This window comes from Caballeronia arationis (assembly GCF_001544975.2).
In the GTDB taxonomy this organism is placed as follows: Bacteria; Pseudomonadota; Gammaproteobacteria; order Burkholderiales; family Burkholderiaceae; genus Caballeronia; species Caballeronia arationis.
On sequence record NZ_FCOG02000013.1, the window covers coordinates 48727 to 68548 of the forward strand.

Annotated in this window: 21 protein-coding genes; 4 read left to right on the forward strand and 17 right to left on the reverse strand. The window is 65.8% G+C overall.

Annotation, left to right across the window (positions count from 1 at the left end; all coding sequences use genetic code 11):
- Positions 1 to 14 precede the first annotated feature (14 nt).
- The 5 genes from AWB81_RS10285 to AWB81_RS10305 form a co-directional block, all read right to left on the reverse strand.
- Positions 15 to 2051: a sensor histidine kinase gene (locus AWB81_RS10285; RefSeq protein ID WP_374730478.1), complete on the reverse strand. Its 2037-nt coding sequence runs from the start codon at positions 2049 to 2051 to the stop codon at positions 15 to 17.
- A complete protein-coding gene (locus AWB81_RS10290; protein ID WP_062634838.1) occupies positions 2008 to 3309 on the reverse strand; it encodes a dicarboxylate/amino acid:cation symporter in 1302 nt (433 codons plus the stop codon). Before AWB81_RS10290 ends, AWB81_RS10285 begins: the two co-directional genes overlap by 44 nt.
- 560 nt (positions 3310 to 3869) lie before the next feature.
- Positions 3870 to 4868 carry a lipoyl synthase gene (gene lipA / locus AWB81_RS10295; protein ID WP_062634840.1) on the reverse strand — a complete coding sequence of 333 codons (999 nt, stop codon included), beginning with the start codon at positions 4866 to 4868 and terminating at the stop codon, positions 3870 to 3872.
- Between the two features lie 13 nt (positions 4869 to 4881).
- On the reverse strand, positions 4882 to 5664 hold the full coding sequence (gene lipB / locus AWB81_RS10300) for a lipoyl(octanoyl) transferase LipB (protein WP_062634842.1): 783 nt from the start codon (positions 5662 to 5664) through the stop codon (positions 4882 to 4884).
- Positions 5665 to 5726: 62 nt separating this feature from the next.
- Positions 5727 to 6053, reverse strand: coding sequence for a DUF2917 domain-containing protein (locus AWB81_RS10305; protein WP_062634844.1), 327 nt, complete (start codon positions 6051 to 6053; stop codon positions 5727 to 5729).
- Positions 6054 to 6194: 141 nt separating this feature from the next.
- Here AWB81_RS10305 and AWB81_RS10310 point away from each other — a divergent pair, with 141 nt between their 5' ends.
- Complete coding sequence (locus AWB81_RS10310; protein ID WP_062634846.1) at positions 6195 to 7148, forward strand: transcriptional regulator GcvA; 954 nt, start codon at positions 6195 to 6197, stop codon at positions 7146 to 7148.
- Here the strand turns inward: AWB81_RS10310 and AWB81_RS10315 are convergent.
- From AWB81_RS10315 to AWB81_RS10365, 10 genes are all read right to left on the reverse strand, one after another.
- Complete coding sequence (locus tag AWB81_RS10315) at positions 7132 to 7416, reverse strand: DUF493 family protein (protein ID WP_062634848.1); 285 nt, start codon at positions 7414 to 7416, stop codon at positions 7132 to 7134. The genes AWB81_RS10310 and AWB81_RS10315 overlap by 17 nt on opposite strands.
- An 11-nt stretch (positions 7417 to 7427) precedes the next feature.
- The gene (locus AWB81_RS10320; protein WP_062634850.1) at positions 7428 to 8330 is read right to left on the reverse strand and encodes a D-amino acid aminotransferase; all 903 of its coding nucleotides are present in this window, start codon (positions 8328 to 8330) and stop codon (positions 7428 to 7430) included.
- Positions 8331 to 8347: 17 nt separating this feature from the next.
- Positions 8348 to 9574 carry a D-alanyl-D-alanine carboxypeptidase family protein gene (locus tag AWB81_RS10325; RefSeq protein WP_062634852.1) on the reverse strand — a complete coding sequence of 409 codons (1227 nt, stop codon included), beginning with the start codon at positions 9572 to 9574 and terminating at the stop codon, positions 8348 to 8350.
- 417 nt (positions 9575 to 9991) lie between these two features.
- Positions 9992 to 10618: an alpha/beta hydrolase gene (locus AWB81_RS10335; RefSeq protein ID WP_062634855.1), complete on the reverse strand. Its 627-nt coding sequence runs from the start codon at positions 10616 to 10618 to the stop codon at positions 9992 to 9994.
- Between the two features lie 13 nt (positions 10619 to 10631).
- Entirely contained in the window at positions 10632 to 10961 is a 330-nt protein-coding gene (locus tag AWB81_RS10340) for a (2Fe-2S) ferredoxin domain-containing protein (protein WP_062634857.1), read from the reverse strand.
- 29 nt (positions 10962 to 10990) lie between these two features.
- On the reverse strand, positions 10991 to 12166 hold the full coding sequence (locus tag AWB81_RS10345; RefSeq protein ID WP_062634859.1) for a VanZ family protein: 1176 nt from the start codon (positions 12164 to 12166) through the stop codon (positions 10991 to 10993).
- A 49-nt stretch (positions 12167 to 12215) separates the two neighbouring features.
- Positions 12216 to 12845: an ABC-type transport auxiliary lipoprotein family protein gene (locus AWB81_RS10350; RefSeq protein WP_062635017.1), complete on the reverse strand. Its 630-nt coding sequence runs from the start codon at positions 12843 to 12845 to the stop codon at positions 12216 to 12218.
- Positions 12846 to 13009: 164 nt separating this feature from the next.
- On the reverse strand, positions 13010 to 13969 hold the full coding sequence (locus AWB81_RS10355) for an MlaD family protein (protein ID WP_062634861.1): 960 nt from the start codon (positions 13967 to 13969) through the stop codon (positions 13010 to 13012).
- A 58-nt stretch (positions 13970 to 14027) separates the two neighbouring features.
- The gene (locus AWB81_RS10360; RefSeq protein ID WP_062634862.1) at positions 14028 to 14903 is read right to left on the reverse strand and encodes an ABC transporter ATP-binding protein; all 876 of its coding nucleotides are present in this window, start codon (positions 14901 to 14903) and stop codon (positions 14028 to 14030) included.
- Positions 14903 to 16030, reverse strand: coding sequence for an MlaE family ABC transporter permease (locus tag AWB81_RS10365; protein ID WP_062634865.1), 1128 nt, complete (start codon positions 16028 to 16030; stop codon positions 14903 to 14905). Before AWB81_RS10365 ends, AWB81_RS10360 begins: the two co-directional genes overlap by 1 nt.
- Before the next feature lie 175 nt (positions 16031 to 16205).
- Between AWB81_RS10365 and AWB81_RS10370 the strand changes: the two genes are divergently transcribed.
- From AWB81_RS10370 to AWB81_RS10380, 3 genes are read left to right on the forward strand one after another with little or no spacing between them, the layout of a single operon-like run.
- A complete protein-coding gene (locus tag AWB81_RS10370; protein WP_062635020.1) occupies positions 16206 to 17120 on the forward strand; it encodes a biotin--[acetyl-CoA-carboxylase] ligase in 915 nt (304 codons plus the stop codon).
- The gene (locus tag AWB81_RS10375) at positions 17117 to 17914 is read left to right on the forward strand and encodes a type III pantothenate kinase (protein WP_062634867.1); all 798 of its coding nucleotides are present in this window, start codon (positions 17117 to 17119) and stop codon (positions 17912 to 17914) included. Before AWB81_RS10370 ends, AWB81_RS10375 begins: the two co-directional genes overlap by 4 nt.
- Before the next feature lie 13 nt (positions 17915 to 17927).
- Complete coding sequence (locus AWB81_RS10380; RefSeq protein ID WP_062634869.1) at positions 17928 to 18167, forward strand: hypothetical protein; 240 nt, start codon at positions 17928 to 17930, stop codon at positions 18165 to 18167.
- An 18-nt stretch (positions 18168 to 18185) separates the two neighbouring features.
- Here AWB81_RS10380 and rfaE2 read toward each other — a convergent pair whose 3' ends face one another.
- Positions 18186 to 18665, reverse strand: coding sequence for a D-glycero-beta-D-manno-heptose 1-phosphate adenylyltransferase (gene rfaE2 / locus AWB81_RS10385; RefSeq protein WP_062634871.1), 480 nt, complete (start codon positions 18663 to 18665; stop codon positions 18186 to 18188).
- Between the two features lie 148 nt (positions 18666 to 18813).
- The gene (locus AWB81_RS10390) at positions 18814 to 19686 is read right to left on the reverse strand and encodes a ferritin family protein (protein WP_062634874.1); all 873 of its coding nucleotides are present in this window, start codon (positions 19684 to 19686) and stop codon (positions 18814 to 18816) included.
- Between the last annotated feature and the right edge of the window lie 136 nt (positions 19687 to 19822).

The following is a 19822-nucleotide window of genomic DNA, read 5'->3' on the forward strand; positions in this document are numbered from 1 at the left end:
GCATCTACAAGGTTTTACGCACGCCGCAGCGTCAACACGAATTCTGCACCGTGCGAGCGATCGGCGTCGGCCTGCGTACCGCCCTCCGGCCCGTCGACCTCCAGCGCCATCGCCAGATTGCGCGCGACGAGCGTGCCGCCGTAGTCGCGCGCGATCGCCGACGAAATCGCGAGACCGAGCCCGAGGCCGTGGCCCATCTCCTTCGTCGTGAAGAACGGCTCGAAGAGGCGCGGCAGCACGTCGGCGGGAATGCCGGGCCCGTTGTCGCGCACGACGAGTTCCACCGTGTCCTCGCCGATCTCGACGAAAACGGAAATACGCGGCGAATCGCACGCGCCGACCGCGTCGAGCGCATTGCCGATCAGGTTGATCAGCACCTGCTCCAGCCGCAAGTCCTCGCAGCGCACGTACACCGGCGAGTCCTCACGGCGCAGTTCCGGCGCCACGTCGAGCGCGACCTCCTGCATGCGCGGACGCAGCATCGCCAGCACGTTGCGCAGTGCGCGCGCGACGTCGGTGCGTGCGTTGCGCGGCCGCGCCTTCGCGACGAAGAGTTTCAGCTGGTTCGTGATCTTGCCCATGCGCTCGGTCAGCGACGCGATCGCTTCGAGATTCTCGCGCGCCGCCGCCTGGTCGCCGCGCTCGATCAGCACGCGCGTGTTGTCGGAGAAACTGCGCAGCGCCGCGAGCGGCTGGTTCAGTTCATGCGTGATGCCGGCCGCCATCTGGCCGAGCGCGGCGAGCTTGCTCGCCTGGACCAGTTCGTCGTGGGCGGCGCGCAGGTCCTGCTCGGCGCGCGTGCGCTCGCTCACTTCCATCGTGAGCCGCGCATTGGCTTCCGACAGATCCGCGGTGCGCTCCGCCACGCGCTGGTTCAGTTCGGCATACGCCGTCTGCAACAGTTCGCGGCTGCGCAGCATGTCGCGTACGCGCACGCGCCGCATGCGCCAGTAGAAGCCAAGCAGACACAGCGACACGAAGACGAGCCCCGTCACGATGGCCGCCGTGCGCGCGGCGCTTTCGACCGGGTCGAGCGGCGCCATCGTGATGAGTTGCCAGTCGGGCTCGCCGATCGAACGGCGCGTCGCGAGATAACTCGGCGCGTTGAGTCCGCCGCCGACGCGCACGATCTGCGCATCGCCTTCGAGCGTTTTCACGACGGTCATCGGCAGCGGCGTGATGGTCTGCTGCGCGTACTGGCGCGTGGCGAACACGGACGCCTCGATGTTCTTCGGCAGCGGCCGCACCGTGTGGTATTTCCACGCCGGCACCGACGAGAGAAAGATCACGCCGTGATCGTCGGTCACGATGAGCGGCTCGGCCGCATCGGCGCTCTGCAGCCATTCGAGATTGAGCTTCACCACCGCCACGCCGACGATCTCGCGCGAACCTTCGCGATGCACCGGCTGCGAGATGTAGTAGCCCGGCTCCCGCGACACGGTGCCGAGCCCGAAGAAGCGGCCGGTGTTGCCCTTGGTGGCGTCGATGAAATACGGGCGGAACTGATATTCCGACCCGACGAAACTGTCCGTCGCGCGCCAGTTGCTCGCCGCGACGCACAGGCCGTTGGACCGGATGATGTAGGTGACGGTCGCGCGGGCGCGGCCGTTGAGGTCTTCGAGATAGCGATTCGCACGCTCGATGTTCGGCGCGTTCGGATCGGTCAGCACCTCCTGCACGAACGGATGGCGCGACAGCAAATAAGGCAGGTATTCGTAGCGCTCCAGCGTGCTCTTGAGCGTATTCGTCGTGCGGTCGACGCGCACGGCGGCATTGCGCCGCAATTCGTCGATGCCACGCTGCCACGCGATGTTCCAGGTCAGCGCACAGGCCGCCGCGAGGGCGGCAGCGAGCGCGAAGAACAGAAGCAGGCGACGCGTCACGTGAGCGGATTCCGGATGACTGGATTCCGCGATTGTGGCATAGGCTCCGGAGAGAGACGGCTGCGGCGAAGCATCGGTCGCCGGATGCTTCGCCGCGTTCATGGCCGTATCGTCCTGGGCGGCGTCAGTGCTGCTTGACCGGAACGGCGTCGCCTTCTTCGGTGTCATCCGACGCGCCGTGCGACAGCGCGTCGCGCAGCTTGTTGCGGTCGAGCTCCTTCTCCCACGCCGACACGACCACCGTCGCCACGCCATTGCCGACGATGTTCGTCAGCGCGCGGCATTCGCTCATGAAGCGGTCGACGCCGAGAATCAGCACCATGCCCGACAGCGGGATCGTCGGCACGACGGCGAGCGTCGCTGCCAGCGTGATGAAGCCCGCGCCCGTCACGCCGCTCGCGCCCTTCGAGGTCAGCATCGTCACCGCGAGGAGCGTCAGCTGCTGCGTCCACGTGAGGTCGGTGTTGGTCGCCTGCGCGATGAAGAGCACGGCCATCGTCATGTAGATATTGGTGCCGTCGAGGTTGAACGAATAGCCGGTCGGCACGACGAGACCCACCACCGAGCGCGAGCAGCCGAGCTTTTCGAGCTTCAGCATCAGTTGCGGCAGCGCGGCTTCCGACGAACTCGTGCCGAGCACGATCAGCATCTCTTCCTTGATGTACGCGATGAAGCGCAGGATGTTGAAGCCGACCATCTTCGCAATCGCGCCGAGCACGATGACAACGAACAGGATCGAGGTCAGATAGAACGTGCCGATCAGCTTGAGCATCGGCACGAGCGAGCCGATGCCGTACTTGCCGATGGTGAACGCCATCGCGCCGAACGCGCCGATCGGAGCCAGCTTCGTGATGATGCCGACCATGCCGAACAGGATGTGCGAAAGGCCGTCGATGAAGTTCGTCACCGCGCGGCCTTTCTCCCCGACGTGCGCGAGCACGGCGCCGAACAGGAGCGCGATCAGCAGGATCTGCAGGATTTCACCCTGCGCGAACGCCGACACGAGCGTGTCCGGGATGATGTGCATCAGGAAATCGACGGTCGACTGGCCGTGCGCCTTCGCAGCGAACGACGCCACGGCCTTGCTGTCGAGGGTCGCCGGATCGACGTTGAAGCCGGCGCCCGGCTTCAGGATGTGCGTCGCAGCGAGGCCGATCAGGAGCGCGAAGGTCGAGACGACTTCGAAGTACAGCAGCGCCTTGCCGCCGACGCGTCCGACCTTCTTCATGTCCTCCATGCCGGCGATACCGGTCACGACGGTACAGAAAATGATCGGGCCGATGACCATCTTGATGAGTTTGATGAATCCATCGCCGAGCGGCTTCATGTCGGTGGCGAGGGTCGGATAGAAGTGCCCGAGCGCGATGCCGATAGCAATCGCCATCAGCACTTGCACGTAGAGGACTTTATAGAAAGGTTTCTTCACGATGGTTCCAGGCAGGTTTCAGGCAGTGGGCAGAAAGAGCCAGTGGCGAGCCGCGAGTGCGAGGTGCGTCGGTGCAGGATTTGGGTGGGTCCGCACGATGAACGCGCCGCGAGCAGCAGCCAGGCCGCTACGACGACGATTCAGGGGCGTTTCGAAGGAATGGGGTGCATTGACTTGTCTCCTTACTGTTATGAGGCCTCGCGGACGAGGCTTCTTGTATTGCAAGGTCGATGCCAGTATTTGTAGCGCCTAAAACCTTGATTTAAAAGATTTTTTTGTCACCTTCGCAGGGCTTCGATCCGGCTTTCCGGAATTCCGGAATAACCCCGTCCGACGATCCGGATGAGCCTCGGGTTTTCCCTTAGAACCTTTATCTACGGGCTTTCCCGGAGTTTTTTGACTTCCCGGCGGAGCGTATCGGCAAGAAATTTGTCGGCAAATCCGAATTTCGCCGCTTGAAACCTTCAGGCGGCTTCCGGCCGAGCACCAGATATTCGGGCGCTCGAAAAAAAACCCACGTCACCGTGGGTTTTTTCATCTGGCCGGTTCGTGGCGCAAATTCAAACGACGCCTGCGTCGTGCGCCTGCTGATCCGCGTGATAGCTCGAACGCACCATCGCGCCGACGGCCGCGTGCGTAAAGCCCATCTTGTACGCTTCTTCCTCGTACATCCTGAAAGTATCGGGATGCACGTACGAACGCACCGGCAGATGGTGCTCCGACGGTTGCAGATATTGCCCGATCGTCAGCATGTCGACGTTATGTGCGCGCAGGTCGCGCATCACCTGGAGAATTTCCTCTTCGGTTTCGCCGAGCCCGACCATCAGGCCCGATTTCGTCGCGACCTCCGGATGCAGCGCCTTGAAGTCCTTCAGCAGCTTGAGCGAATGATGATAATCCGACCCCGGGCGCGCTTCCTTGTAGAGACGCGGCACCGTTTCGAGATTGTGGTTCATCACGTCGGGCGGCGCGGCGGTCAGGATGCCGATCGCGCGATCGAGGCGGCCGCGGAAGTCCGGCGTCAGGATTTCGATGCGCGTCTGCGGCGAATGCTCGCGTACCTGCCGGATGCATTCGACGAAATGCGCTGCGCCGCCATCGCGCAGGTCGTCGCGATCGACGCTCGTGATCACGACGTACTTCAGTTTCAGCGCGCCGATGGTGCGCGCGAGGTTCAGCGGTTCTTCCGGATCGAGCGGATCGGGACGGCCGTGGCCGACATCGCAGAACGGGCAGCGGCGCGTGCACTTGTCGCCCATGATCATGAAGGTCGCGGTGCCCTTGCCGAAGCATTCGCCGATATTCGGGCAACTCGCTTCTTCACACACCGTATGCAGGTTGTGCTCGCGCAGGATCTGCTTGATCTCGTAGAAACGCGAACTGCCGGTCGCCGCCTTCACGCGAATCCACTCGGGCTTCTTCAGCTTTTCGATCGGGACGATTTTGATCGGAATGCGCGCCGTCTTGGCCTGCGCCTTCTGCTTGGCAGTGGCGTCGTAGGCGGCGGGAGTCGGAGAAGTGGCGAGTTCGCCAGCCAGGTTTCCGGTTGCGTCAGTCATTCGGTCGATCCATTCAGACGGTCAGGCCGTTCTGCGTTTGAGCGGCGGCGGGGACGCCGTCGATGTGGTGGGTTAGCCGGTCTGCGAGACGCCCGGCCACTTCGTGCCAACTGGCCGCGACGCCGAGCGTCGCCATGTCGACTGTTTCGAGTCCCGCATAGCCACATGGATTGATCGCGAGGAACGGCTTGAGGTCCATCCGCACGTTCAGGCTCACGCCGTGATAGCTACAGCCGTTGCGAATCTTCAGACCGAGCGCGGCGATCTTCGCGCCTTCGTGCAGTCCGTGGAGTGCAGCATCCGCACCGCCCGCGAGCTGGTTTTCGAACGGTCGTGAGATATAAATGCCGGGCGCGCCAGCCTTGCGATCAGTCGCCAGATTATACGCCGCAAGCGTTTCGATCACGGCCTCCTCGATCCGGCGCACGAGTTCGCGCACCATCAGCTTCCGGCGGCGCAGATCGAGCAGCAGATACGCGACGACCTGTCCCGGCCCGTGATAGGTGATCTGGCCGCCGCGATCCACCTTGACGAGCGGAATGCCGCTATCGGCGATCAGCAGATGCGCGGGGTCGCCCGCGAGGCCGAGCGTGAAAACCTGCGGATGCTCGACGAGCCAGATTTCATCGGGGGTTTCGGGCGTGCGGGCGTCAGTGAAGGCGCGCATCGCGTCGAAGCTTTGCGCGTAGGGTTCGAGGCCGCGCCAGCGCAGCGTGACCGGATGCGCGGCAGACCCGAGGACGGTCGCCGCGGCGGAGTTCGAATCGAGGGGAGAGATGAGCGGCGTGGCTGACATGGTCCCGGTAGTTTACCGAAATCATGTGACACCCGCCGCCGGTGAATCCGCGCTTCGCGCGCTCAGACGGTCCTCCAGCCCGAGCGGAACCGATCGAGCATCCGATCGAAACGCTGCGCGATCCAGCCGATCGCCCGCCGGTCGGGGCGCGGCACGATCGTGAAGACGACCTGCGCAGACCGTTCACCTTCGACGGAGAGCCAGAGCCGTTCGCGCTCGCGCAGCTTCAGCTTGTCGCCAGGGGCGAGCCAGTAGTCTTCGGTGTCGTTGCTGCGCGTCGCCCAGACCGCCGCGCCCTGCACCGTGAGCCGCGTGCCGCGCGCGATGCGCATCGGCACGGTTTCGCCAGGAGGAATTTCGAAGGTGACGCTTGTGGATATTTCTCGCATGATCTGCTCCGTGAGGATTGGCTTTGCTGACTACAATCCTAGGCGCAGTAAGGCTTCGAGCAAAACGAGCAATTTTCGTCGCTATGTGAGGTAAATTAGCGAAGCGAGTGCTTTACACGATCAACATACTGTCGATTTTCCATGGACCTCCGCCAGCTCCCTGCCCTCAACGCACTGCGCGCCTTCGAAGCCGCCGCGCGCCACGAAAGCTTTTCGCGCGCCGCCGACGAACTCTTCGTCACGCATGGCGCCGTCAGCCACCAGATTCGGGCGCTCGAGGCCGAGCTGGCCGTGTCGCTGTTCGCCCGCGACGGCAAGCGCGTGCGCCTCACCGATAGCGGCCGTCAGTACGCCGCCGAAGTCCGCGCGGCGCTCGTCGCACTCGCCGAGGCCACGCGCCAGTTGCGCTCCGGAGACCGCGACCGGCGGCTCGTGGTGTCGATGCTGTCGTCGTTCTCGGCGCGCTTCGTGACGCCGCGCGTCGGCAGCTTCATCGAGAAGCATCCGGAAATCGACCTCGAACTGCTCTCGACGAACGCGCTCACCGACTTCAGCCGCGACGACGTCGATGTTGCGATTCGCTTCGGTCAGGGCAAATATTCTGGGGTGCACGCGGAAAAGCTGCTCGACGAGGTGTTTTTCCCCGCCTGTTCGCCGCGCTTCAACGGCGGCAAGCTGCCGCGCACGCCCGGCGACCTCGCGAGCATGCCGCTCCTGCGCTCGAACGACGAGCTATGGCGTCCATGGTTCGACGCCGCCGGGCTTACCGACCTGCCCGAGCCCAAGCGCGGCGTTCTGTATGAGGATTCGTCGAATTTGCTGCAGGCGGCCATCGATGGCCAGGGGATCGCGCTGGTGCGCCGCTCGCTCGCGATGCACGAGATCATCGCGGGGCGGCTCGTGCGGCTGTTCAACATCGACGGACCGAGCCCGTGGACCTATTTTTTCGTCTGTCCGACCTCGCTCCTGAAGACCAAGCGGGTGCAGGACTTTCGCGCGTGGATTTTCGACGAGGCGGAGCAGTTCAGGCGCACCTACGAATGCACGCCTGCCGCATGTGATGCGCCCATCGGAAACCTCAAAGCACTATCTTGACCATCGGATGGCCGGTGAGCGCGCGGTAGATGTCGTCCAGATGGGCGCGGCTCTGCGCGCGCACCGTGCACGTGAGGCCGGTGTAGTTGCCGCCGGACGAGGGACGCGTTTCGATGCGCGTGACGTCGAATTCGCCGTCGTGTTCACGAATCACGGTGACGATGGTGTCCTGGAAATCCGGATGCGTCTTGCCCATTACCTTGATAGGGAAATCGCAGGGAAAATCGAACAGGTCGTCGACAGATTTGGGGGTATCGGGGGTGGTCATGGCGTTCTCCTTCACTTGGCGTGCAGAGCCCAGTCTGCGAGTTCGCGCGCCTTTGCCCGCTGGTAGGCGTCATACAGTGCAGCATAGACCGCGCCGGGCCGGCCATCGCCGACCGGCTCACCGTCCAGCACGGTGATCGGCATCACTTCCTTGGTCGCGGAACTGATCATGATTTCGTCGGCGTCGCGCAATTCGGCCTCGGTGATCTCGCGCTCCTCGAAATCGATGCCCGCTTCCGCCGCCAGTTCTTCGACGAGCGCATAGCGGATGCCTTCGAGAATGCGCGGTCCGCGCGGCGCGCCGAAGAGCTTTCCGCCCTTCACGATCCACACATTCGACGACGACCCTTCCGTCAGCAAGCCGTCACGCAACTGGATGGTTTCGAGCGCGTCGTTTTCCGCCGCGTACTGCGCCATCAGCACGTTGCCGAGCAGCGAAACCGACTTGATGTCGCAATGCAGCCAGCGCTTGTCCTCGGCGGTGACGGCGCGCGCGCCCTGCGCACGGCTCGCGTCGGTCGGAAACGCGAGCGGATTGACCATCACGAAGACGGTCGGCGTGATGCCGGCCGGAAACGCGTGGCCGCGCCGCTTCGCAACGCCGCGCGTCACCTGGATGTAGACGAGCGCGTCGCCTTCGCCGCGATTTGCGTCGATCGCCTGCGCGATCAGCGTGCGCCAGCCGGCGTCGTCGAACGGATTGTCGATGCGGATCTTGCCGAGACTGCGCGCGAGCCGCGCCAGATGCTGCGTCAGGCGAAACGGCGCGCGGCCTTGCGGCGTGGCATAGAGCGGCACGACTTCATACACGCCGTCGCCGAAGATGAAGCCGCGATCCAGCACGGGAATGCGCGCTTCGGACAACGGGCCCCACTCGCCGTTCAGATAGACGACGGGATCGAGATCAGCACTCATGGCGACGGCTCCTTGCGTCATTGCTTGCGCTTGTCCCACCACAACAGCGCCGAATCCCACAGGCGTCCGGCGATACCCGCCTCCGGCACGTCCTGCAGCGCGACGAGCGGGAACTGCGCGACTTCCTTGCCATCCGCCATCATCTTGACGGTGCCGATCTGCTGGCCCTTCTTGATCGGCGCGACGATCAGCGCGTTGTGCGTGACCGTCGGTTTCACCTTGTCGCCCATGCCCTTCGGCACGGTGATGTACTGGTCCGTCGAGACGCCCGCCTTCACGTTGTTCTCGGCGCCCTTGTAGACGCGCGGCGATTCGATCACCTGATCGGCCTTGTAGAGCCGCATCGCGTCATAGGCGGTGTAGCCGTAGGTCAGCATCTTCAGGCTGTCCTGCACGCGGTTGTGCTCTTTCGGCTCGCCCATCATCACGGCGACGAGGCGCCGGCTCGCGTCGGGCACGCCGTTGAGCGGGCGCTTCGACGTTGCGATCAGGCAGTAGCCGGCCGCCTTCGTGTGGCCGGTCTTCAGGCCGTCGACGGTCGGATCGAGCCACAGCAGGCGGTTGCGGTTCGGCTGCTTGATCTTGTTGTACGTGAAGTCGCGCACCGAGAAGATGTTGTAGTACTCGGGGAAGTCGCGGATCAGGCGCGTCGAGAGCACCGCGAGATCGCCCGCCGTCGTGTAGTGCTGCGGGTCGGGCATGCCGTTGACGTCGGCGAAGTTCGTGTTCTTCATGCCGATCCGCTTCGCCGCCGCGTTCATCAGCCCGACGAAGTTCTGCTCGCTGCCGCCGACGAGTTCCGCGAGCGCGATCGCCGCGTCGTTGCCCGACTGCACGATCATCCCGTAGACGAGATCGTGGACGGTCACCGGCTTGTTCGCTTCAATGAACATGCGCGACTCGTCGGTGCGAACGCGGCGCACGGCCTCGCTCGGCATCACGGTCTGGTCCATGTTGATCTTCTTCGACTGCAGCGCATCGAAGACGAGATATGCGGTCATCAGCTTCGTGAGCGATGCGGGTTCCGAGCGTTCATCCGGGTTGCCGGATGCGAGCACCTGGTTGCTGGTGGCATCGACGAGCACCCACGAGCGCGCGGTCACGTCGGGCGGCGGCACCTGCGCGGATGCGCTCGCGGCGGCGAGCGTCGCGGGCAGCACGATCGCGGCCGCGATGGCGCGATGCAGAACGCGTTGGGAAACTTCGGGAATGAAAAAGGACAGGCCGGAAGGGGAAAAGCGCATAGGATCGGGTCGGCAGAAAAGGCATCGGCGCTTCGTCGGTTTTCGTTGGATGACGGGCGAAGCGCGGGTTGAACAGGCGGACGTTCGGGCCAGATGAGCGCGTAGTTTCGACGTGGGTGCCAGCGGATGCCGCGGGCGCAGCGAAAAAAGCGCTCGTTGGACAGACGGCCGCGCGATCGGTTCTCAAGCGGCTAAGCGATGGCGCGACGAAGGCGCCGTGTGCTCGAGCGAAACGCTGAACGCCTCGGCGTTCAGCGCAAAAAGTCTGCGCCATTATACGCGTCGCGCGATGCGCTTTTGCTTCGGATACGGCCTGATGTCCTACAGATTTGCGTATTTTTCGGGCACGCAGAAAAAACGGCGCAAAGCCTTCGGAAGGCTTGCGCCGAGCATGGCGGCTTCGAAAGATCGCGCGCTTTAGCGCCAGGCGTCGACGATCACGCGCTTCAGGATATGCAGCTTGCGATGGAAGAAGTGTTCGCCACCCGGAATCACGACGACCGGCAGTTCCTGCGGCCGCGCCCAGTCGTAGACCGACTGAATCGGCACGGTCTCGTCCACTTCGCCGTGGATCACGAGCGTGGTCTCCGGCACCTCGGCGACTTCCCAGCGGCTCGCGGCCGTGCCGACGAACACCATCCGCTCGATCGCCTGCCCCGCGTCGCGCATCTGCTTGGCTACGTGCGAGAGCACGAAGGTGCCGAACGAAAAGCCCGCGAGCACGAGCGGCACGTCGGCCTGGCCCGGGTCGGCGCGCATGTGATCGATGACGGCGCGCAGGTCGTCGCGCTCGCCGATGCCGTTGTCGTGCTCGCCTTGCGTCTGGCCGACACCGCGAAAGTTCGAGCGATACGTCGTGTAGCCGAGCTGCACGAAGGTGCGCGCGAGTGTCTGCGCGACCTTGTTGTCCATCGTGCCGCCGAAGAGCGGATGCGGATGAGCGACGAGCGCGATGCCGCGCGGCGTGCCTTCGGCGCGGTCGAGCGCGACTTCGATCTTGCCCGCCGGGCCGTCGATCAGGAATTTCTCGGTGTGTGCGTTCATGGAGGGGCGCCGCTCAGGCCGGTTGATCGATGAGAAGCCGCTCGACGATCTTGCCGTTCGCGAGATGCGAATCGACGATCTCGTCGATGTCGGTTTCGTCGATGTAGGTGTACCACGTCCCCTCCGGATACACGACGACGACCGGCCCCAGCTCGCAGCGGTCCAGGCACCCCGCCTTGTTGATGCGCACCTTGCCGTCGCCCGCGAGGCCCAGTGTTTTCACGCGCTTCTTCGCATACTCCTGCATCGCCTGCGCGTTGCAGTTCGCGCAACTCGGACGCTGCGCGTCCGGCTCGCGCTGGTTCAGGCAGAAGAAGACGTGATACTTGTAGAAAGAATCCATGAGCTTTGGCGTGAAGGAGTGTCGGTCGATTATAGCGAGCGATCCCGATCGCCGCCGCGCCGCCGCCGCGCGAGCCAGGCGCGCTCAGCGACCGACGCGAGCCAGCCGAGCGCCGCATACGGCCAGACCCACGCGAGCCAGTGAGCGAGGCCGTTGAAGTGCAGATAGCGTCCCTGCCGCCAGTCGGCAAGCACGATGTCGAAGTACGGGTTCACCGGCAGCACGTTCACGAGCACGAGCGCGACCACCAGAGCCGCGCCCGCGAGCCCCGCCCGCAGCGCGCGCGGCAGCGCGAGCGAGAACATCGCGGCGAGGGTGCCGATCGCGATGCCTTCGAGCGCACCGTCGGTCGCCCAGTCGAACGTGAGACCCGCGCGCGATTGCAGGAACGACGCGCCCGCCTTTGCGCCGAGCGTCACGGCGAGCAGCGCGAGCATCAGGCGCATGCGCGGTGCACGTTCGCGCGTGTAGAGCGTCGCGAGCACGAGGGCTGCGAACAGGTTGCACGACGTGATCAGCGCTTCCCACGAATCGTCGGGCAGGAGGCCGCCGAAGTCGTCGAGCCAGCCGCCGATGTCCCACGACGCGGGCGTCCACGCGAGGATCGCGTCCTGCATCGAAGGATCGAGGCCGTCCCAGAGCACATGGGGCAGGTCGCCGAGCGCGAACAGGAAGGGCGCGGGAAACAGCGTCGCGAACGGCCAGAGCGCCGAAAGACCGAGCACGTAGGCGGCGTCGCGTTCGAACCACGTGAAGCGGATTCGTCGCAGCAAGCCGCGATCGAGCAGCATGCTGGTCGCAGGCGCCGTGAGGACGCCGCCGATCAGCGCGCCGAGCGCATTCGCCGCGAGATCGAGATTCGATGCGACACGCGTCGGCAGATACGTCTGGATCGCTTCCATCGCGCCGGAAAGGAGCGCACCGCCCGCGAACGCGGCCGCGACCGCGAGCGCGCCGCGCCAGCGCGGATACAGCGCGAGCACGACAAGCGCGCCGAGCGGCATGTAGCCGAGCACGTTCGTGACGACGTCGAAGGCCGTCACGTATTGCGGAACCGGATCGGTGAGAAACGCGAATGGCCCGAGGCCGAGCGAGCGCCAGCCGGAAAACGGATACAGCGACCCGTACACCACGAGCGCCGCGTACACGGCGAGCGCCTGTCGCGCGAAGGCCGACGGGCGGCGCTGCCACTGCTTTGTGGTCATCGGCCGCCCGTGCGGGGCGCGCGCCGTCCGGCGGCGCTCGACCAGTGCGTCATTGCGAAGCGACGAGCGGCTGCACGCCGAGCCAGGTGGTCATCTGCGCGATGAGTTCGTCGGAGGCGGCGGCGAGCGCCTGCGCGCCGCCGGCGGCGTCGCCCGTGCTCGCCGGCGCGCGCGCCATGAACGTGCGCTGGCCGATCACGCGGCCCTGCTGCGAGAGCGTCGCGCGCACCGACACGAGCCCGTGGCTCTCGTTTGGCGCGTCGAACACCTGTTCGAAGCCGGTCAGTTCGACTTCCAGCAGCGGCGCGCGCACCGTGTCGGCGCCGGTCAGCACCGGGCCGCGCGCCGAAAGCGCCGAACGCAGGCGCTGCGTCAGCAGTTGCGCGGGCGGCATCGTCCAGTGGCTGTTCGAATACACGCCGGTGCGCAGCGCGTCGGCGTACTGCAGGCGATAGACAAACGCGTCGGAATCGAGATCGCGCGGCGCGGCCACGCCGACTACCTTCACCGGCGGCATGTTGCCGGGCGTGCCCATCGCGGGCGGCGCGCCGAGGTCGTAGCGGATGTTCGAGACCGCCGCGGGCGGACCCGATGCGCAGCCGGAAAGCGCCGCCACGGCGAGCGCGGCCAGGACAAGGGGAAAACCGCAGCGCCGCGGCAGCGAGCGGATACTCCGCATCGCGTCGAAATTCATGGGTGGCATCACAGTTCCTCGGATTCGATGCAAAAAAACGTCAGGCGTCAAACTTTAGCGCGCCAAATTTTAAGGCAAACCGACGAATTGGCCTTAAGACGCCGACTAATCCGCTCAGTTCGCCTTACAGTGCGCCTTTCGTTCGCCGCTCACTGGCCCGGTTTCGCCGGCCACGCAAAGCCCGGCTCGCCCGGCCCCGGCGCCTGCGCGGGGGCGCCGAACAGCACGCTGCGCGGATTCGTGCTGAAAGTATCGGCGGCACGGTCGATCGAACGCGCGGCGCTGCTGACGTCGTCCGCGAACGAATTCACGCGCGGCAGCGTGTCGTAGCCGACACGGGCAGACAGTTCGCGCAGCGAATCGTTCATGTCGGCGAGCGCAACGCCCGCCTGCTCCGCGGCCGCGCCAGCCTTGTTCAGGTTCGACACGAACGGCCCGTCCGGCCGGTTCAGGCTCTGGATCAGCGTGTTGGTCGACGCCAGCGCGGTGTCGAGCCGGTTGAGCGTCTGCGGCAGACGCGCGGCCGCCGGCCCGACCTGGCTCGCGAGCGTCGCGATGCCGTCCGCGGCGCCTCGCAGGCTCTTCGTCGTCGCCAGCAGCTGGTCGCGGACGTCGTCGGAGAGGAACTTGTCGGCGTCGTCGGCGAGGCGCTCGAACTTGCGCAGGATCACGTCGCCGCGCTGCTGGAGCTGGTCGAAGATCCCGGGGCGCATCGGCACCTCGGCCACCTCCTTCACCGACGACGGCAGGTCGCGCGTGTCCTTGCCCGTATCGTCGAGCTGCACGAACGCGATGCCCGTCACGCCCTGAAAGCCGAGCGTCGCGTAGGTGGAATGCGTCATCGGCGCGTTCTTGTCGACGAGAATGCGGATCCTGATCTGCCCCGGGTGCGCGCGGTCGAAGCGGATCGACTCCACCTTGCCGACGCCGAGGCCGCGATAACGCACGGCGGCATCGGTGAAAAGGCCGGTCACGTTGGTGCGGGCGATCAGGTCGTACGGCACGCGCACCGTACGGTCGACGTTGAAAAAGAACGCCGTGAACGCGATCGCCCCAACGAGGGCGATGGTGAAGAGGCCAGCCCAGAACGCATGGGATTTGTTTTCCATCGACAGGTTCCTTTTCTTCCTACTCGCTCTTTGGTAAGCCTTTCCCGCGCTTCCCGCGTCACTTCAAGCCGAGAGGTGCTTCCTCCAGCGCGATGGCCGGCAGCTTCGCGCGCCGCTCGGACGGCAGCGCCTGCAACGCGCGTCGGCCGCGCCGGCCGAGAAAATACTCGCGGATGAACGGATGGTCGACCGCCACCGCCTCTTCCACCGGCGCCGCGACCAGCACGCGCCGCTCGGCGAGCACCGCGACGCGCGTCGAGAGCGCAACCATCGTGTCCAGATCGTGCGTGACCATGATGACCGTCAGCCCGAGCGCGCGGTGCAGCGTCGCGATCAGGTCGACGAATTCGTCGGAGGCCTTCGGGTCGAGGCCGGCGGTCGGCTCGTCGAGGAACAGCAGCTCCGGTTCGAGCGCGATCGCCCGCGCGATGCCCACGCGCTTCACCATCCCGCCCGAGAGCGCCGACGGCATCTTGCTCGCGTGCTTGCACGACAGCCCGACCATCTCCAGCTTCAGCATCACGAATTCGCGGATCAGATCCTCGGGAATCTTGCCGAGTTCGCGAAACGGCTGCGCGATGTTGTCGTACACCGACAGCGACGAAAAGAGCGCGCCCTGCTGGAACATCATTCCGGAGCGCGTGCGCAGCATGCGCGCGGTTTCGTCGTCCATGCTCGCCCATTCCTCGCCGAGCACGCGGATGCGCCCGGACGTCGGCGATTCGAGGCCGAGCATCTGCCGCACGAGCGTCGTCTTGCCGGAGCCCGAGCCGCCGAGCAGCGCGACGATCTCGCCGCGCCGCACCTGCAGGTTCAGATGCTCGTGGATCACGGTGCGCCCGTAGCGCTTCGTGACGTCCTCGCACTCGATCACCGGCTCCGCGATGACGGGCGGTGGCTGGTGGCGTACGGCGGTGGCGAGAGTCGTCGACATCAGAGGCCCACGTTCTGGAAAAGGATCGCGAACACGGCGTCCGCGAGAATCACGATGGTGATCGAGGTTACGACGGAAGTGGTCGTGCCTTCGCCGAGACTTTCCGAATTCGGCTTGATGCGAAAGCCGAAGTGGCACGCGGCGAGCGCGATCAGCATGCCGAACACGACGCCCTTGCCGAGCCCGATCCACAGGTTCGCGATCGGCACGACGCTCGGCAGCGAGCGCACGAAGAACGAAATGTCGATGGACAGCACCAGCTTCGCCGCGAGCGCGCCGCCCGACAGCGCGATGATATTGGTCCACATGACGAGGAGCGGCATCGCGATGCCAAGCGCGATCACGCGCGGCAAAACGAGCCGCAGGCCGTGCGGGATGCCCATCACCTGCATCGCATCGAGTTCCTCGGTCACGCGCATCACGCCGATCTGCGCGGTGATTGCGGATCCGGAGCGCCCCGCGACCAGAATCGCCGACAGCACCGGCCCGAGCTCCCGAATCACCGACAGCCCCAGGATATTCACGATGTACTGGTTCGCGCCGAAGACGCGCAACTGCTGCGCCGAGAGATAACTCAGCACGATGCCGATCAGGAACGCGACGAGCGCGGTGATTGCGAGTGCCTGCGTGCCTGCACTATAGACATTGGCAGAGATTTCCGTCCATGGGATGCGTTTCGGACGCCGCACCAGGCCGATCAGGTCGATGACGAAGGTGCCGAACATCGCGAGGCCGCCGTACAGGTGCTCGAAGAACGAGAACAGCAAGAGACCGAAGCGCGTGACGGGATCGGTGCGGTCGATCGGCTCGGGCTCCTCGCGCTCGGCGTCGAGCAGCGCGACGCGCTCGAAAATCTCGCGCTGCGTGTCCGACAGCGCGATCACTTCCGGCATGCGCCGTCCCCAGATGCGCCACAGCGCCTGCCCGCCGACGTGGTCCAGCCGTTCGATCGAGAGCAGGTCCCAGTTGCGGATCGATTCCCTGCCGATCGCGCGCAGCCGCCGCGTCACGCCGCTCTTCGCGCGGTCGCGCGCGAGCGCGAGCGCCGTCCACTGGCCGGAGAGCCGGACCACCTTGCCCTGCTGACCGGCTTCCACTCGCAGGCGGGGCGGAGTGTCGAAGTTCAAGGATTGGAGTCGCTTGGCGGAAAGGGAGCACACATTGTAACGAAGCTTTATGTTGGAAATGAGCCTATCGACGCGCTCCCGCCGGCCGGAACCGCCCGCCGCGACTGGCGTTCGGGCGACGGCGCGCGCGCACGGGCGAGACCTGACGCGCCGGCCCGCGGCTACAATGCGAATCATGAACTCTCCACACTCGCCCTTTCCGCTCGACGCCGCCTGGCGCATCGACCGCGAGCGGCTCGCGACGCTCCTCGCGCGGCCGGTGCGCGACTGGCCCGTCGAGATCGTCGATGAAACCGGCTCCACCAACGCCGACCTGATGGCGCGCATCAAGCAACGCCCGCGCGATCCCTCGGCCGGCCAGAACGGTCTGGAGCCGCTCGTGCGCGTCGCGTATTCGCAGACGGCCGGGCGCGGACGGCGCGGCCGCCCGTGGGTGGCGCAGCCGGGCAATGCGCTGCTCCTTTCGATTGCGTGCGTGGTCGCGCGCCCGATCGAAGGCCTCGCCGGGCTGAGCCTCGCAATCGGCACGGGCGTGCTCGACGCGCTTTCCCGGCTGCCGCTTTCGGCGTCCGCCCGGCTCGCACTGAAGTGGCCGAACGACGTCCTGATCGACGACGGCAAGCTCGCCGGCATCCTGATCGAAACCGCGTGGAACACACCGCAGGCGACGGCCGTCGTGATCGGCATCGGCATCAACCTGCACGGCGCGGCGGAACTCGCTGCACAGGTCGACGAAGCGAACCGCCAGGGCAGCGCCGCCGTGCTGGCGCCGGGAAATGCGCCGGCGTCGCTGTCGCGGGCGTGGCCGAACGCCAATCTCACCGATACGCTCGCTGCGCTCCTGAACGCGCTCGACGCGACGCTCACGCGCTTTTCCGCCGAAGGCTTCCGGCCGTTCCGCCAGTCGTGGCTCGCGGCGCACGCGTATGCGGGCCGCGAAGTCGTCCTGCTCGAACAGGGCGTGGAAGTGGCGCGCGGCGTCGCGGCAGGCGTCGACGATCAGGGCCAGTTGCAGATCGACACGCCCGAGGGCCTGCGCACGGCCGCGACGGGCGACGTCAGCCTGCGGCTCACGGAATCGCGTCCATGAGCGGCGGCACGGCGCGGCTCTTGATCGACGCGGGCAACAGCCGGATCAAGTGGTCGCTGATCGACGAGAACGGCGCAGCGCTCGCGAGCGGCGCGGTCGACCATGACGCGCAGCCGGACTGGGCCGCGCAGCCGTTGCCGCGCGATGCGTGGATATCGAATGTGGCGGGAGAATCGGCGGCGAACCGCATCGACACGATGCTCGATGCCCGCTGGCCGGGCCTTGCGCGCACGACGGTTCGCGCACAGGCGCGCCAGTGCGGCGTGACGAATTGCTATGCAGAACCGTCGTCGCTCGGCAGCGACCGCTGGTGCGGCCTGATCGGCGCACATGCCGCGTTTGCGGGCGAAAACCTGCTCATCGCGACCTTCGGCACCGCGACGACGCTCGAAGCCCTGCGCGCCGACGGCACATTTACCGGCGGACTGATCGCGCCGGGCTGGTCGCTGATGATGCATTCGCTCGGCACGCACACCGCACAATTGCCGACGCTCGACGCCGCCGCCGCGCGCCGCGCGCTCGACCACGAGCCTTTGAAGGCCCGCAGCGTCTTCGCGACCGACACGCGCGCGGCGCTCTCGTCGGGATGCCTGCTCGCGCAGGCCGGGCTGATCGAACGCGCGTGGCGTGACCTGCGCGCGGACTGGCAGAGCGACGTGCGGCTCGTGCTCGGCGGCGGTGCCGCCAGCGAAATCGCCGGTGCGCTCGACGTGCCGCATACTCGCCACGATTCACTCGTGCTGGCCGGACTCGCGCTGATCGCCCGCGACACCGCCGCACGCAACCTTTCCTGACGGAGCATCCGACATGCTGCGCTGGCTCGTCGCCATTCTCATCATCGCCAACCTGCTGATGTTCGCCGTCGCGCGCGGCGCGTTCGGCCCGCTGCCCTCAGCGGGCGGGCGTGAGCCGCATCATCTGTTGCAGCAGGTGCGGCCGGAATCGCTGGCGGCGCGGCCGCTCCGGGCCGACGAAGCCGGCGACCAAGCGGTCGTCGGCGGTCCGGCGCCGGCCGCGCCCGTGCAGTCGACGCCGCTCGGGAAGTAAGCGGCGCCGCGCAGTCTGTTACTGCGCGCGGACCTTGCGTAGCAGCGCGGTCGTCGAGCGGTCGTGCTCGAACGCGATCGCGAGCGCCTTGCCGCCCCAGCTGCGCACCGCCACCGATTCGGCAAGCTTGTCCATGTCGTAATCGCCGCCCTTCACGAGCACGTCCGGGCGCAGCGCTTCGATCAGCTGCAGCGGCGTCGATTCCTCGAACTTCACCACCCAGTCGACGCTTTCGAGCGACGCCAGCAACGCCATGCGGTCGTCTTCGCGATTGATCGGGCGGTCGTCGCCCTTGCCGAGCGTGCGCACGGAGGCATCGCTGTTCACGCCGACGATCAGCGTCGCACCGAGCGCCTTCGCGTCCGCCAGATACGTGACGTGCCCGCGATGCAGGATGTCGAAGACACCGTTGGTGAACACGACCGGGCCGGCGAGGGTCGGGCGAAGCGCGGCGAGCGCGTCGCGCGTGGTGATCTTGCGTTCGAAAGTGGCTGGCATCGCGGTACTCTGGTGGAACGGGAGGAAGGGATTTTGCCACGCGGCGCGCCCGTACCCTCGTACGACGCGGGTCGCCGCCCAGACAAAACAGCCCGCCGGGCGGACCCCGGCGGGCTGTCGATTCATTGCGATTTCGAAATACGACTCTTCAGGCCGGCTGCTCCGCCGAACCGGACGCCGCCTGCAGACGCTGCACCACTTCCTTGCGATAGCGGTTCAGTTCCTGCGCCGTCGCGAACGAGCGCTCGAACAGGATGGACAGGTTGTGCAGGATTCGTTCGACAACCTTCTTCTCCCAGCTGTCGTCGAAGCGGATCTGGTCGTCGAGCCAGCGCTCGAGCCATTCCGGGTCGGGCAGGCGCGACTGGATCGTGTCGCGCGGGAAGAGCGCCTGGTTGACGTGCAGGTTCGTGGGATGCAGCGGCTTTTCCGTGCGCCGCGCCGACGCCATCAGCACGCCGATCTTCGCGAATGCCGCGCGCGCCGTATCGCCGGCGGTCGCCATCGCCTTCTTCATGTAGCGCAGGTACGCGCCGCCGTGACGCGCTTCGTCGCGCGAGATGGTCTCGTAGATGGCCTTGATCACCGGCTCCGTGTGCCACTCGGCGGCACGGCGATACCAGTGGTTCAGGCGAATTTCGCCGCAGAAGTGCAGCATCAGCGTTTCGAGCGGCGGCGCCGGATCGAATTCGAACCGCACCGCGTGCAGTTCCTCTTCGGTCGGCACCATGTCCGGCTTGAAGCGGCGCAGATACTCCATGAGCACGAGCGAGTGCTTCTGTTCCTCGAAGAACCACACGCTCATGAACGCGGAGAAGTCGCTGTCATGATGGTTGTCGCGCAGGAACATTTCGGTTGCGGGAAGTGCGGACCATTCGGTGATCGCGTTCATCTTGATGGTCTTCGCCTGCTCGTCGGTGAGCAGCGATGCATCGAACTTGTCCCAGGGGATATCTTTCTCCATATCCCAACGGACCGATTCCAGCGATTTATAAAGTTCCGGATAAAGCATGGTGTTCATAGGTCCACCCCTGATCTGCCGCTTAGTGCGAGATTCTGTCTGTAGTTACTTTCGGCCCGGCGCGCGTGGGCAAGTTTGCCGAGCGGCTTGCCGCGTGGCGCCGAACAACCAAGCTTTCAATTTTACGCGGGAAACA